The sequence below is a fragment of the Phycicoccus ginsengisoli genome (assembly GCF_054779295.1).
The window spans coordinates 15,937-28,795 of record NZ_BAAGYN010000011.1; the positions used below are offsets into that span (position 1 = coordinate 15,937).

Here is a 12,859-nt window from a genome sequence, read left to right on the forward strand (position 1 = left end):
GCCTCGGACGCGACCGCCGGAGCCGGCGCCGACCGTGCAAGCACGTGGGGCCGCCGGGACGGCACCACCTCTCGCCGGGCAACCTCCGAACGATCCACCAGGGTCTGCCGTGGGAAGTGCAGGGGAGAGCGCCACGTCCGACACACCCGAGTGCGGGGGTCGGGCACGGCGACCACACCAAGGAGTGTCCGAGGTGCGTCGCGAGACGCCCGGAGGCACAGACAATCGACAACGTACGGAGAACAGGTTGCCCACGATCAACCAGCTGGTGCGCAAGGGCCGGCAGGACAAGGTCACCAAGACCAAGACCCCTGCCCTCAAGGGCTCGCCGCAGCGCCGCGGTGTCTGCACCCGCGTCTACACCACCACGCCCAAGAAGCCGAACTCCGCCCTGCGCAAGGTCGCCCGTGTGCGCCTCACCAGCGGCATCGAGGTCACGGCCTACATCCCGGGCGTCGGCCACAACCTGCAGGAGCACTCCATCGTGCTCGTGCGCGGCGGCCGTGTGAAGGACCTGCCGGGTGTGCGCTACAAGATCATCCGCGGCTCGCTCGACACCCAGGGTGTCAAGAACCGCAAGCAGGCCCGTTCCCGTTACGGCGCGAAGATGGAGAAGAAGTAATGCCTCGCAAGGGACCCGCGCCCAAGCGCCCCCTCGTCGTCGACCCGGTCTACCAGTCGCCGCTGGTGACCGCGCTGGTCAACAAGATCCTCCTCGACGGCAAGAAGTCGATCGCCGAGACCATCGTCTACGGCGCCCTCGAGGGCTGCCGTGAGAAGACCGGCAGCGACCCCGTCGTGACCCTCAAGCGCGCGCTGGACAACATCCGGCCGACCCTGGAGGTCAAGTCCCGCCGCGTCGGCGGTGCGACCTACCAGGTGCCGATCGAGGTCAAGCCGAACCGCGCCACGACCCTGGCCCTGCGCTGGATGGTCGGCTACTCGCGCCAGCGTCGCGAGAAGACGATGACCGAGCGCCTCATGAACGAGATCCTCGACGCGTCCAACGGCCTCGGTGCCGCGGTGAAGCGTCGCGAGGACACCCACAAGATGGCCGAGTCCAACAAGGCCTTCGCGCACTACCGCTGGTGACGGCGGCCGGTGTGCCGTGTGCGACCAGCACGCGGCACACCGGACCTGCGCGGCCGGCACGTCCTGCCGACCGCGCCCCAGAAACTTCCGCAACGCAACGAGCGAGATGAGAAACGAGTGGCACTCGACGTCCTGACGGACCTCAACAAGGTCCGCAACATCGGCATCATGGCGCACATCGACGCCGGCAAGACGACGACGACGGAGCGCATCCTCTTCTACACCGGTGTCAACCACAAGATCGGTGAGACGCACGACGGCGCGTCGACGACCGACTGGATGGAGCAGGAGAAGGAGCGCGGCATCACGATCACGTCTGCCGCCGTGACCTCCTTCTGGGAGGGCACCCAGATCAACATCATCGACACCCCCGGCCACGTGGACTTCACGGTCGAGGTGGAGCGCTCGCTGCGCGTGCTCGACGGTGCCGTCGCGGTGTTCGACGGCAAGGAGGGCGTCGAGCCCCAGTCCGAGACCGTCTGGCGCCAGGCCGACAAGTACGACGTCCCGCGCATCGCGTTCGTCAACAAGATGGACAAGCTCGGTGCCGACTTCTACTTCACCGTGCAGACCATCAAGGACCGCCTCGGTGCGGAGCCGCTGGTCATGCAGCTGCCGATCGGTGCCGAGAACGACTTCATCGGCGTGATCGACCTGCTCTACATGCGCGCGCTGGTGTGGCCGGGCGACGCCAAGGGTGACGTCACCATGGGCGCCAAGTACGAGATCCAGGAGATCCCGGCGGACCTGCAGGCCAAGGCCGAGGAGTATCGCAACCACATCGTCGAGCGCGTCGCCGAGTCCGACGACGAGCTGATGGAGAAGTACCTCGGTGGCGAGGAGCTGTCCGTCGACGAGCTCAAGGCGGGCATCCGCAAGCTCACGGTGACCTCCGAGCTGTACCCGATCTTCTGTGGCTCCGCGTTCAAGAACCGCGGTGTCCAGCCGATGCTCGACGCGGTCGTCGACTACCTGCCCTCGCCCCTCGACGTGCCCGCCATGCGCGGCCACAAGCCGGGCGACGAGTCCGTCGAGATGACCCGCGAGCCGAGCAAGGACGCGCCGTTCTCCGCGCTGGCCTTCAAGGTCGCCGCGCACCCGTTCTTCGGGACGCTCACCTTCATCCGGGTCTACTCCGGCCGCGTCGCCGCGGGCTCGCAGGTCGTCAACTCGACCAAGGGCAAGAAGGAGCGCATCGGCAAGCTCTTCCAGATGCACGCCAACAAGGAGAACCCGGTCGACGAGGCGCTGGCGGGCCACATCTACGCCGCCATCGGCCTCAAGGACACCACGACCGGTGACACCCTGTGCGACCCGCAGGACCAGATCGTCCTCGAGTCGATGACGTTCCCGGAGCCGGTCATCCAGGTGGCCATCGAGCCCAAGACCAAGGGTGACCAGGAGAAGCTGTCGACGGCCATCCAGAAGCTCTCCGCCGAGGACCCGACCTTCCAGGTCCACCTCGACGAGGAGACCGGCCAGACGATCATCGCCGGCATGGGCGAGCTCCACCTGGACATCCTCGTGGACCGCATGAAGCGCGAGTTCAAGGTCGAGGCCAACGTCGGCAAGCCGCAGGTGGCCTACCGCGAGACGATCCGCCGCACGGTGGAGAAGCTCGACTACACCCACAAGAAGCAGACGGGTGGCTCCGGCCAGTTCGCGAAGGTCCAGATCAGCCTCGCGCCCCTGGACACCACCGAGTCCGGCGAGCTCTACGAGTTCGAGAACAAGGTCACCGGTGGCCGCGTGCCGCGCGAGTACATCCCGTCGGTCGACGCCGGCATCCAGGACGCCATGCAGTACGGCGTGCTGGCGGGCTACCCGCTCGTCGGCATCCGGGCGACCCTGCTCGACGGCGCCTACCACGACGTCGACTCCTCCGAGATGGCGTTCAAGATCGCCGGCTCCATGGCGCTCAAGGAGGCCGTCCGCAAGGCCGACCCCGTGCTCCTCGAGCCGATGATGGCCGTCGAGGTGCGCACGCCCGAGGACTACATGGGCGACGTCATCGGTGACATCAACTCCCGTCGTGGCCAGATCCAGGGCATGGAGGACATCAGCGGTGCCAAGGTCGTCCGCGGCCTCGTCCCGCTGTCGGAGATGTTCGGCTACGTCGGCGACCTGCGCTCCAAGACGCAGGGCCGGGCGAGCTTCTCGATGGAGTTTGACTCCTACGCCGAGGTCCCCAAGGCTGTGGCCGAGGAGATCATCAAGAAGACCCGTGGTGAGTGACCGGTAGCATTGCCGGTCGCGCACCCCGGTGTGTCTGACCACCCCAGCACCACCCCCAGCACCACCCACCAGATCCGCGCCACGTCCGACCAGGTCGTACGGCGTATCACCCAGAGAGTCCTGAGGAGGACATCAAGTGGCGAAGGCAAAGTTCGAGCGGACTAAGCCGCACGTCAACATCGGCACCATCGGTCACATCGACCACGGTAAGACGACGCTGACGGCTGCGATTTCCAAGGTCCTGCACGACAAGTACCCGGACCTGAACCCGCAGTTCGCGTTCGAGGACATCGACAAGGCGCCCGAGGAGAAGCAGCGCGGTATCACCATCTCCATCGCGCACATCGAGTACCAGACGGAGTCGCGCCACTACGCGCACGTCGACTGCCCCGGCCACGCGGACTACGTGAAGAACATGATCACGGGTGCGGCCCAGATGGACGGCGCGATCCTCGTGGTCGCCGCCACCGACGGCCCCATGCCGCAGACGAAGGAGCACGTCCTCCTGGCCCGCCAGGTCGGTGTCCCCTACATCGTCGTGGCGCTCAACAAGGCCGACATGGTCGACGACGAGGAGATCCTCGAGCTCGTCGAGATGGAGGTCCGCGAGCTGCTGTCCGACTACGAGTTCCCCGGTGACGACCTGCCGGTCGTCAAGGTCTCGGCGCTCAAGGCGCTCGAGGGCGACCCCGAGTGGGGCCAGTCGGTCCTGGACCTGATGGACGCCGTCGACACCGCGATCCCGGAGCCGGAGCGCGAGGTCGACAAGCCGTTCCTCATGCCCGTCGAGGACGTCTTCACGATCACCGGTCGTGGCACCGTCGTCACCGGCCGCATCGAGCGCGGCATCCTCAAGGTGAACGAGGAGGTCGAGATCGTGGGCATCCACCCGGGCGCCCCGGCCAAGACCACCGTCACCGGCATCGAGATGTTCCGCAAGCTGCTCGACGAGGGCCGTGCGGGCGAGAACGTCGGCCTGCTGCTTCGTGGCACCAAGCGCGAGGACGTCGAGCGCGGGCAGGTCATCTGCAAGCCGGGCTCGATCACCCCGCACACGGAGTTCGAGGCCAACGTCTACATCCTGTCCAAGGACGAGGGTGGCCGTCACACGCCGTTCTACGACAACTACCGTCCGCAGTTCTACTTCCGGACGACCGACGTGACCGGTGTCGTGCACCTCCCCGAGGGCACCGAGATGGTCATGCCGGGCGACAACACCGAGATGAGCGTCGAGCTCATCCAGCCCATCGCCATGGAGGAGGGCCTGCGCTTCGCCATCCGCGAGGGCGGCCGCACCGTCGGCGCCGGGCGCGTCACCAAGATCACCAAGTGATCTGACACCTCGGCTCGTCACAGGGGCCCCGCAGCTTCGGCTGCGGGGCCCCTGTGCGTCTGCCGGTATGCCGTCGAGCGCCCTCTGGGGGCCGGTGCCGGTGTGCCGTCGAGCGGCCTCAGGGCGCCGGCACGAGCAGGTCGGGGGAGACGTCGCGGACCGAGCCCAGACCCGACAGGCCGAGGGTCAGGTCCAGCTCGGCGACGACGTTGGCGACGACGTCGCGGACCCCCTCGGCCCCGGCCAGCGCCAGCCCGTAGACGTAGGGCCGTCCCAGCATCACCGCGGTGGCACCCAGCGCCATCGCCTTGACGACGTCGGACCCCGTCCGCACGCCGCTGTCGAGCAGGACGGGCAGCTCGGGCCCGACCGCCTGCCGGACCGCGGGCAGTGCGTCGAGCGAGGCGACGGCGCCGTCGACCTGTCGGCCGCCGTGGTTGCTCACGACGATGCCGTCCATCCCGGCCTCGACCGCCCGCCGCGCGTCGTCGGGGTGCAGCACCCCCTTGACGAGCACCGGCAGGGACGTGCGCTGCTTGACCGTGGCGAGCGTCTGCCAGGTCAGCCCGGGGTTGGAGTAGATGTCGAGGAACGTCTCCACGGCGGCCCGCGGCTCGGGCGCGCGCAGGTTCGCGCGGGTGCCCCCCGGGTGCTCGCGGCTGATGGACAGCAGCGACCGCAGGGCACCCAGGGTGACCTGCACGTCGGGCTTCTCCCCGCTCGCGGCCACGGCGGCCACCCGGTCGCGGACGATCTCCCGGAACCGGGGGTCCGAGGTGTACTGCGCGATCCCGATGCCCTGGCTGAACGGCAGGCTCCCGAGGTTGAGGTCCTGCGGTCGCCAGCCGAGCATCGTCGTGTCGAGGGTGACCACCACCGCCTCGGCGCCGCTGGCCTCGGCCCGGCGCAGGAGGCTGTCGACGAGGGCGTCGTCGGTCGACCAGTAGAGCTGGAACCACCGCGGGGACCCGCCCATGACCGCGGCGACGTCCTCCATGGCTGAGCACCCCTGGTTCGACAGGACGTACGGCACGCCCGTCGCGGCGGCAGCGCGGCCGATGTGCAGGTCGCTGTCGCGGTGTGCCAGGGCGGCGGCACCGATGGGGGCCAGCAGCAGGGGAGTGGGCAGGGTGCGCCCGAGCAGGTCGACCGACAGGTCCCGCTCGGTGTGGCCGGCGCCCATCCGGGGCACGATCCGCCACCGGTCGAAGGCCTCCCGGTTGGCGCGCATCGTGGCACCCTCGCCGGCGCCACCCGCGACGTAGGCCCAGGCGCGCGGGGACAGCTGGGCCCGCGCCCGGGCCTCGAGCTCACCGAAGTCGGTGGGGACGTCCGGGCGCCGGCCGAGGGCGCCGGCGCGGTAGATGAGCGACTGGCGGGCGCGGCCCGGTCCCGTGGGAGGTGACGTCATGGGCCGATTCTGTCGCTCCCCGTCGGGTCGCGAGCCGGTCCGGCCGGGTTTGAGCCGGGCGGGAACGGGCAGGACGTGGGGGCAGGACCCAAGGCAACCCGAGAGGAGCACGATGGCAGACGAGGGCACGAGCACGCGGCGGAGCGCCACCGCGCCACCGCCGGAGCACGACGAGAAGGTCGACTCGCCCCCGCAGCTCGACAGGCCGGCCTGGACCTACACCGCCAGGAAGGCCTGGGCCGAGTTCGGGCGCGACCAGTGCACCGACCTCGCCGCGGCCCTGACCTACTACGCCGTGCTCGCCGTCTTCCCGGGCCTGCTGGCGCTGGTCTCGCTCCTCGGTGTCTTCGGGCAGGGGAAGTCGACCACCGCCACGATGCTCGACCTGCTCCGCCAGCTCGGCGCCGGCGGTGCAGCGGACCAGCTGCGCGGCCCCATCGACCAGATGACCTCCTCCCACGCGGCCGGACTGGGCCTGGTCGTGGGGGTCCTCGGCGCCCTCTGGTCGGCGTCCGGGTACGTCGGGGCCTTCGGCCGCGCGATGAACCGGGTGTACCAGATCGACGAGGGCCGCCCGTTCTGGAAGCTGCGCCCCCTCCAGCTGCTCGTCACCCTGCTCGGTGTCGTCCTCGTCGCGCTGGTCCTCGTCGGCCTGGTGGTGACCGGCCCCGTGGCCCGCACGGTCGGCGACACCATCGGGCTGGGCAGCACGGCTGTGACGGTGTGGAACGTCGCGAAGTGGCCGGTCATGCTCGCCGTGGTCGTCCTGCTGGTGGCCCTCCTCTACTACGCCACGCCGAACGTCCGCCAGCCCCGGTTCCGCTGGATCAGCGTCGGCGCGACGATCGCCATCCTCGTCTGGGTCCTCGCCTCCGCCCTGTTCGGCTTCTACGTCGCCAACTTCGGCAGCTACAACAGGACGTACGGGTCGCTGGCGGGGGTCATCGTCTTCCTGCTGTGGATCTGGATCACGAACCTGGCCCTGCTGTTCGGGGCCGAGGTGGACTCCGAGCTGGAGCGGGCCCGCGAGCTGCAGTCCGGCATCGTGGCCGAGGAGACCCTCCAGCTCCCGCCCCGCGACACCCGGGTCTCGAGGAAGAAGGAGGAGAAGCTCGCCGCCCAGGTGGCCGAGGGGCGCGAGCTGCGGGAACGCGCGTCGGCCGAGCCGGAGGGCGGTCGCGGCTGAGGGCAGGTGTGGTGACAGGTTCCTGACAGGTCGGGCACGGCTGCGCGGCAGCCACGGACCCCAGCATGGTTCCAGGTGCTCCCGCAGAACCGGGCACCGGGCAGCCACACGAGAGGAAGTACCCATGGCCCCCGTCAGCAGGTCAGTCACAGTCGCCGCGGTCGGCGCCGTCGTCGCCGTCGCCGCAGGGATCGGTGCCAACCAGGCCTTCGCCAGCGCGACACCGACGCCGACCACCGGCACGGCGGCCACCGCCCCGGCTGCACCCCGCCCCGACGGTGACGGGGACGGTCGCGGTCCCGGTGGCCACCACGGAAGGCCCGGCATGGGCATGGACACCGCCGCGCTCGCCAAGGCCCTCGGGGTGAGCGAGGCCAAGCTGTCCGCCGCGCTGCGGTCGGCGCGGGAGGCGACCCGGCCGTCCACACCACCGGCGCAGGGGACCAGGCCGTCCGACGCCGACCGCGCAGCACGGGAGAAGGCCATGGCGGCCGCCCTCGCGAAGGCGCTCGGCGTGAGCGAGGCCAAGGTGCAGGCCGCACTCGGCTCGGTGCGGGCCCAGCGGGAGGCGGAGCACCGCTCGGAGCTGGTCACCCGGCTCGACGCCGCGGTCAAGGCCGGCACGCTGAGCGCCGCCGACAAGGCATCGGTGCTCAAGGCCTTCGACGCCGGCGTCCTCGGCGGCCCGCGACCCTGACGAGCACGCGTCGGGACTGGCGCGACGGTGCCGCTCCAGGCCCCCGGGCGACCGCCCGGGGGCCTTCGCCGTGCCCGGGAGCGGCACGGCACACGCCTCGGCGACGCCGGCACGACGCGCCACGGGAACGGGGATGCCGGGTGCTCCTGCGGCGATTTGGTAGGTCGCGGGGGGCTCTGGCACACTGGACCGGTTGCTTGACGCGCGTCGCCGACCCATGTCGGTGCCGCCACCCCCGGTGACACACCTCGAACCGGCTCCACGACGTGGGCAGGGGCGACACTCCGGGGAAGCGCAAGCCCCGGCTCCGCCGGATGTCTGACACAGCCGCACGACCGCGTGGAAACGCATGTCGTCGGACCGTGGAACGGGTGCGACACACCCGACCGCGGGGGTCGGAGGTCCGTGAGCCGGCCACATGCAAGCTGTACGGCGAGAGAGAGACGTAACGGAGATGGCGGGACAGAAGATCCGCATCCGACTGAAGTCGTATGACCACGAGGTCATCGACAACTCGGCGCGCAAGATTGTCGACACGGTGACCCGTGCCGGTGCGACGGTGGTCGGCCCTGTGCCGCTGCCCACGGAGAAGAACGTCTTCGTGGTCATCCGTTCGCCCCACAAGTACAAGGACAGCCGCGAGCACTTCGAGATGCGCACCCACAAGCGCCTCATCGACATCATCGACCCGACGCCCAAGGCCGTCGACTCGCTGATGCGCCTCGACCTGCCGGCTGACGTCAACATCGAGATCAAGCTCTGAGGCTGACGACATGACCACCACTGCTACCAAGACCGTGAAGGGCGTCCTGGGCACCAAGCTCGGCATGACCCAGGTGTGGGACGCCGAGAACCGGCTCGTCCCCGTCACCGTCATCCAGGCCGGTCCCTGCGTCGTGACCCAGGTCCGCGCCGCCGACACCGACGGCTACGCCGCCGTGCAGATCGGCTTCGGCGCGATCGACCCGCGCAAGGTGACCAAGCCGCTCACCGGCCACTTCGAGAAGGCCGGCGTGACGCCGCGTCGCCACCTCGTCGAGCTCCGCACCGCCGACGCCGCCGAGTACACCCTCGGCCAGGAGGTCACGGTCGAGAGCTTCGAGGCGGGCCAGGACATCGACGTCACCGGCACCACCAAGGGCAAGGGCTTCGCCGGTGTGATGAAGCGCCACGGCTTCAAGGGCGTCAGCTCCTCGCACGGTGCGCACAAGAACCACCGCAAGCCGGGCTCGATCGGTGGCTGCGCCACCCCGGGCCGCGTCTTCAAGGGCATGCGCATGGCCGGCCGCATGGGCGGCGTGCGCCAGACCACCCAGAACCTGACGATCCACGCCGTGGACGCCGAGAAGGGCCTGCTGCTCGTCAAGGGTGCCGTCCCCGGCCCCCGCGGTGGCACCGTCCTCGTGCGCACGGCCGCGAAGGGAGCCTGAGCCCATCATGGCAACCCAGACTGCCAAGACCGTTTCCGTGGACCTGCCCGCCGAGATCTTCGACGTCCAGGTCAACGTGCCGCTGATCCACCAGGTCGTCGTCGCGCAGATGGCTGCCGCCCGCCAGGGCACGCACGCCACCAAGACGCGTGGCGAGGTCCGCGGTGGTGGGCGCAAGCCGTACCGCCAGAAGGGCACCGGCCGCGCCCGCCAGGGCTCGACCCGCGCGCCGCAGTTCGCCGGCGGTGGCGTCGTCCACGGCCCGCAGCCGCGCGACTACGCCCAGCGCACCCCCAAGAAGATGAAGGCCGCCGCCCTGCGTGGCGCCCTCTCCGACCGGGCCCGGCACGACCGCGTCCACGTGGTCGAGTCGCTGGTGACTGCTGACGCCCCGTCCACCAAGGACGCCGTCGCCCTGCTCGCCGGCCTCACCACGCGTGCCAACCTGCTCGTCGTGCTCGACCGCAGCGACATCGTGTCGCTGAAGTCGGTGCGCAACGTCGAGGGCGTGCACGTGATCGTGGCCGACCAGCTCAACACCTACGACGTGCTGTGCGCCGACGACGTGGTCTTCACCAAGGCCGCCCTCGACGCGTTCGTCAACGGGGCCCAGCCGGTCGGCGGCGTCGAGGCCGAGGTCGTCGAGACCGAGGTCGCCGTCGAGGCGGCCCCCGCGGAGCCGGCTGCGAAGAAGGCCCCCGCGAAGAAGGCCGCTGCCAAGAAGGCCACCGCCACCAAGGCCGTCGAGGCCGAGGCGGCTGAGGAGGAGACGAAGTGAGCACCCTCGCTGCAGGCAAGGACCCGCGCGACATCCTGATCGCGCCCGTGGTGTCGGAGAAGTCGTACTCGCTGCTCGACCAGGGCAAGTACACCTTCATCGTCGACCCGCGTGCGAACAAGACCGAGATCAAGATCGCTGTCGAGCGCGTCTTCAACGTCAAGGTCGACTCCGTCCACACCCTCAACCGCATCGGCAAGACCCGCCGCACGCGGTTCGGCATCGGCAAGCGCAAGGACACCAAGCGTGCGATCGTCACCCTCCGCGAGGGCTCGATCGACATCTTCGGTGCCGGCGCCTGACGGACACGCTGAAGAGACGTAAGGAACTTCGAAACATGGGTATCCGCAAGTACAAGCCGACGACGCCCGGGCGTCGTGGCTCCAGCGTCGCCGACTTCGTCGAGGTCACTCGCTCCACGCCGGAGAAGTCGCTGGTCCGCCCCCTGAGCAAGTCGGGCGGCCGCAACAGCAACGGCCGGATCACGACCCGCCACATCGGTGGTGGCCACAAGCGTGCCTACCGCGTCATCGACTTCCGTCGCCATGACAAGGACGGCGTGCCGGCCAAGGTCGCTCACATCGAGTACGACCCCAACCGCACCGCCCGCATCGCGCTGCTGCACTACGCCGACGGCGAGAAGCGCTACATCCTGGCCCCCCGCGGCCTCGAGCAGGGCATGGCGATCGAGAACGGCGCCGGCGCCGACATCAAGCCTGGCAACAGCCTGCCGCTGCGCAACATCCCGACCGGTACGGTCATCCACGCCGTCGAGCTCAAGCCCGGTGGCGGCGCGAAGATCGCCCGCTCGGCCGGTGTCCGCGTGCAGCTCGTCGCCAAGGACGGCCCGTACGCCCAGCTGCGCATGCCGTCCGGTGAGATCCGCAACGTCGACCTGCGCTGCCGCGCGACGGTCGGCGAGGTGGGCAACGCCGAGCAGTCCAACATCAACTGGGGCAAGGCCGGCCGCATGCGCTGGAAGGGCAAGCGCCCGACGGTCCGCGGTGTCGCCATGAACCCGGTGGACCACCCGCACGGTGGTGGCGAGGGCAAGACCTCCGGTGGTCGCCACCCGGTCAGCCCGTGGGGTCAGGCCGAGGGCCGCACCCGCCGCCCCGGCAAGCCGAGCGACAAGATGATCGTCCGTCGCCGCCGTACTGGCAAGAAGCGCTGATAGGAGCCTGGAAACATGCCTCGCAGTCTGAAGAAGGGCCCCTTCATCGACGACCACCTGCAGAAGAAGGTGGACGCCCAGAACGAAGCGGGTTCGAAGAACGTCATCAAGACCTGGTCGCGTCGGTCGGTCGTCTCGCCCGACATGCTCGGCCACACCTTCGCCGTGCACGACGGCCGCAAGCACGTCCCGGTGTTCGTCACCGAGTCGATGGTCGGCCACAAGCTCGGTGAGTTCGCGCCGACCCGCACGTTCAAGGGTCACGTGAAGGAAGACAAGAAGGGGCGTCGTCGCTGATGGCCGCCTCCACTGAGAACAAGGACAACGTGATGGAAGCCAAGGCCGTCGCGCGCCACGTGCGCGTCACGCCGATGAAGGCCCGCCGCATGGTCGACCTCATCCGTGGCCAGCAGGTCACCGAGGCCGTCGCGGTGCTCACCTTCGCTCCGCAGTCCGCGTCCGACCCGGTCAAGAAGGTGCTCGAGAGCGCCGTCGCCAACGCCCGGGTCAAGGCGGACAAGCTGTCGGAGGCGTTCGACGAGCGCAACCTCGTCGTGAGCGCGGCGTTCGTGGACGAGGGCCCGACGATGAAGCGGTTCCGCCCGCGGGCCCAGGGCCGCGCGGCCCGCATCAACAAGCGCACCAGCCACATCACCGTGGTCGTCACGCCGAAGACCACCAAGGGAGGCACCCGCTAATGGGCCAGAAGGTCAACCCGCACGGCTTCCGCCTCGGCATCACCACCGAGCACAAGAGCCGCTGGTTCGCTGACTCCACCAAGGAGGGCCAGCGCTACCGCGACTACGTCAAGGAAGACGTCGCGATCCGCAAGCTCATGTCCGAGGGCATGGAGCGGGCCGGCATCTCCCGCGTCGAGATCGAGCGCACCCGTGACCGCGTCCGCGTGGACATCCACACGGCGCGCCCGGGCATCGTCATCGGTCGCCGTGGCGCCGAGGCCGACCGCATTCGCGGCGAGCTCGAGAAGCTCACGGGCAAGCAGGTGCAGCTGAACATCCTCGAGGTCAAGAACCCCGAGATCGACGCGCAGCTGGTCGCCCAGGGCATCGCCGAGCAGCTCTCGGCCCGTGTGTCCTTCCGTCGTGCGATGCGCAAGGGCATGCAGTCCGCCACCCGCGCCGGGGCCAAGGGCATCCGGGTCCAGGTGTCGGGTCGCCTCGGCGGCGCCGAGATGTCCCGCACCGAGTTCTACCGCGAGGGTCGCGTGCCGCTGCACACCCTCCGCGCGAACATCGACTACGGCTTCTACGAGGCCCGCACCACCTTCGGCCGCATCGGCGTGAAGGTCTGGATCTACAAGGGCGACGTCACCGCTCGTGAGCTGGCGCAGCAGCAGGCTGCCGCCCCGCGTCCGAGCCGTGGCCCGCGTCGCGACGGCGCCGACCGTCCTGCCCGCGCCCGTCGCGAGCGGACCGACGCCCCGGCCGCCACCGAGACGACCGCCGCCGAGGCGACCGCCCCCGAGGCGACCGCTCCGGCTGCCACTGAGGAGGCCTGACCGC

At 69.8% G+C, this 12,859-nt stretch carries 14 protein-coding genes and 1 pseudogene; 14 read left to right on the top strand and 1 reads right to left on the bottom strand.

The window, feature by feature from the left end; all coding sequences use genetic code 11:
• The first annotated feature begins 247 nt into the window (after positions 1 to 247).
• From rpsL to tuf, 4 genes are all read left to right on the top strand, one after another.
• On the top strand, positions 248 to 622 hold the full coding sequence (gene rpsL, locus ACYVDO_RS16780) for a 30S ribosomal protein S12 (protein WP_310154129.1): 375 nt from the start codon (positions 248 to 250) through the stop codon (positions 620 to 622).
• The gene (rpsG, locus tag ACYVDO_RS16785) at positions 622 to 1,092 is read left to right on the top strand and encodes a 30S ribosomal protein S7 (RefSeq protein ID WP_460938000.1); all 471 of its coding nucleotides are present in this window, start codon (positions 622 to 624) and stop codon (positions 1,090 to 1,092) included. Before rpsL ends, rpsG begins: the two co-directional genes overlap by 1 nt.
• 117 nt (positions 1,093 to 1,209) lie before the next feature.
• Complete coding sequence (gene fusA, locus ACYVDO_RS16790) at positions 1,210 to 3,327, top strand: elongation factor G (protein WP_460938002.1); 2,118 nt, start codon at positions 1,210 to 1,212, stop codon at positions 3,325 to 3,327.
• Between the two features lie 136 nt (positions 3,328 to 3,463).
• The gene (gene tuf / locus ACYVDO_RS16795; RefSeq protein WP_460938004.1) at positions 3,464 to 4,660 is read left to right on the top strand and encodes an elongation factor Tu; all 1,197 of its coding nucleotides are present in this window, start codon (positions 3,464 to 3,466) and stop codon (positions 4,658 to 4,660) included.
• Between the two features lie 118 nt (positions 4,661 to 4,778).
• Here tuf and ACYVDO_RS16800 read toward each other — a convergent pair whose 3' ends face one another.
• On the bottom strand, positions 4,779 to 6,071 hold the full coding sequence (locus tag ACYVDO_RS16800; protein ID WP_460938006.1) for a lactate 2-monooxygenase: 1,293 nt from the start codon (positions 6,069 to 6,071) through the stop codon (positions 4,779 to 4,781).
• A gap of 112 nt (positions 6,072 to 6,183) precedes the next feature.
• Between ACYVDO_RS16800 and ACYVDO_RS16805 the strand changes: the two genes are divergently transcribed.
• From ACYVDO_RS16805 to rpsC, 10 genes and pseudogenes are all read left to right on the top strand, one after another.
• Positions 6,184 to 7,257: a YihY/virulence factor BrkB family protein gene (locus tag ACYVDO_RS16805; RefSeq protein ID WP_460938008.1), complete on the top strand. Its 1,074-nt coding sequence runs from the start codon at positions 6,184 to 6,186 to the stop codon at positions 7,255 to 7,257.
• Between the two features lie 124 nt (positions 7,258 to 7,381).
• Positions 7,382 to 7,954: a hypothetical protein gene (locus tag ACYVDO_RS16810; protein WP_460938009.1), complete on the top strand. Its 573-nt coding sequence runs from the start codon at positions 7,382 to 7,384 to the stop codon at positions 7,952 to 7,954.
• A gap of 454 nt (positions 7,955 to 8,408) precedes the next feature.
• Positions 8,409 to 8,717, top strand: coding sequence for a 30S ribosomal protein S10 (rpsJ, locus tag ACYVDO_RS16815; RefSeq protein WP_009775966.1), 309 nt, complete (start codon positions 8,409 to 8,411; stop codon positions 8,715 to 8,717).
• A gap of 10 nt (positions 8,718 to 8,727) precedes the next feature.
• Positions 8,728 to 9,384 carry a 50S ribosomal protein L3 gene (gene rplC, locus ACYVDO_RS16820; protein WP_460938011.1) on the top strand — a complete coding sequence of 219 codons (657 nt, stop codon included), beginning with the start codon at positions 8,728 to 8,730 and terminating at the stop codon, positions 9,382 to 9,384.
• Between the two features lie 7 nt (positions 9,385 to 9,391).
• Positions 9,392 to 10,075 (top strand): annotated as a pseudogene (gene rplD, locus ACYVDO_RS16825) (50S ribosomal protein L4); the annotation flags it as partial.
• An 83-nt stretch (positions 10,076 to 10,158) separates the two neighbouring features.
• On the top strand, positions 10,159 to 10,464 hold the full coding sequence (gene rplW, locus ACYVDO_RS16830; RefSeq protein ID WP_460938013.1) for a 50S ribosomal protein L23: 306 nt from the start codon (positions 10,159 to 10,161) through the stop codon (positions 10,462 to 10,464).
• Positions 10,465 to 10,499: 35 nt separating this feature from the next.
• Complete coding sequence (gene rplB, locus ACYVDO_RS16835; protein WP_460938015.1) at positions 10,500 to 11,336, top strand: 50S ribosomal protein L2; 837 nt, start codon at positions 10,500 to 10,502, stop codon at positions 11,334 to 11,336.
• A gap of 15 nt (positions 11,337 to 11,351) precedes the next feature.
• The gene (gene rpsS / locus ACYVDO_RS16840) at positions 11,352 to 11,633 is read left to right on the top strand and encodes a 30S ribosomal protein S19 (protein WP_460938017.1); all 282 of its coding nucleotides are present in this window, start codon (positions 11,352 to 11,354) and stop codon (positions 11,631 to 11,633) included.
• Positions 11,634 to 11,665: 32 nt separating this feature from the next.
• The gene (rplV, locus tag ACYVDO_RS16845; protein WP_460938224.1) at positions 11,666 to 12,034 is read left to right on the top strand and encodes a 50S ribosomal protein L22; all 369 of its coding nucleotides are present in this window, start codon (positions 11,666 to 11,668) and stop codon (positions 12,032 to 12,034) included.
• On the top strand, positions 12,034 to 12,855 hold the full coding sequence (rpsC, locus tag ACYVDO_RS16850; RefSeq protein ID WP_460938019.1) for a 30S ribosomal protein S3: 822 nt from the start codon (positions 12,034 to 12,036) through the stop codon (positions 12,853 to 12,855). Before rplV ends, rpsC begins: the two co-directional genes overlap by 1 nt.
• The last annotated feature ends 4 nt before the right edge of the window (positions 12,856 to 12,859 follow it).

Bases quoted from the DNA above. Each gene is read 5' to 3' on its own strand.
- rpsG (WP_460938000.1), top strand. From the start codon at position 622: ATGCCTCGCAAGGGACCCGCGCCCAAGCGCCCCCTCGTCGTCGACCCG.
- ACYVDO_RS16800 (WP_460938006.1), bottom strand. From the start codon at position 6,071: ATGACGTCACCTCCCACGGGACCGGGCCGCGCCCGCCAGTCGCTCATC.
- ACYVDO_RS16805 (WP_460938008.1), top strand. From the start codon at position 6,184: ATGGCAGACGAGGGCACGAGCACGCGGCGGAGCGCCACCGCGCCACCG.
- ACYVDO_RS16810 (WP_460938009.1), top strand. From the start codon at position 7,382: ATGGCCCCCGTCAGCAGGTCAGTCACAGTCGCCGCGGTCGGCGCCGTC.
- rpsJ (WP_009775966.1), top strand. From the start codon at position 8,409: ATGGCGGGACAGAAGATCCGCATCCGACTGAAGTCGTATGACCACGAG.
- rplC (WP_460938011.1), top strand. From the start codon at position 8,728: ATGACCACCACTGCTACCAAGACCGTGAAGGGCGTCCTGGGCACCAAG.
- rplB (WP_460938015.1), top strand. From the start codon at position 10,500: ATGGGTATCCGCAAGTACAAGCCGACGACGCCCGGGCGTCGTGGCTCC.
- rpsS (WP_460938017.1), top strand. From the start codon at position 11,352: ATGCCTCGCAGTCTGAAGAAGGGCCCCTTCATCGACGACCACCTGCAG.
- rplV (WP_460938224.1), top strand. From the start codon at position 11,666: ATGGAAGCCAAGGCCGTCGCGCGCCACGTGCGCGTCACGCCGATGAAG.
- rpsC (WP_460938019.1), top strand. From the start codon at position 12,034: ATGGGCCAGAAGGTCAACCCGCACGGCTTCCGCCTCGGCATCACCACC.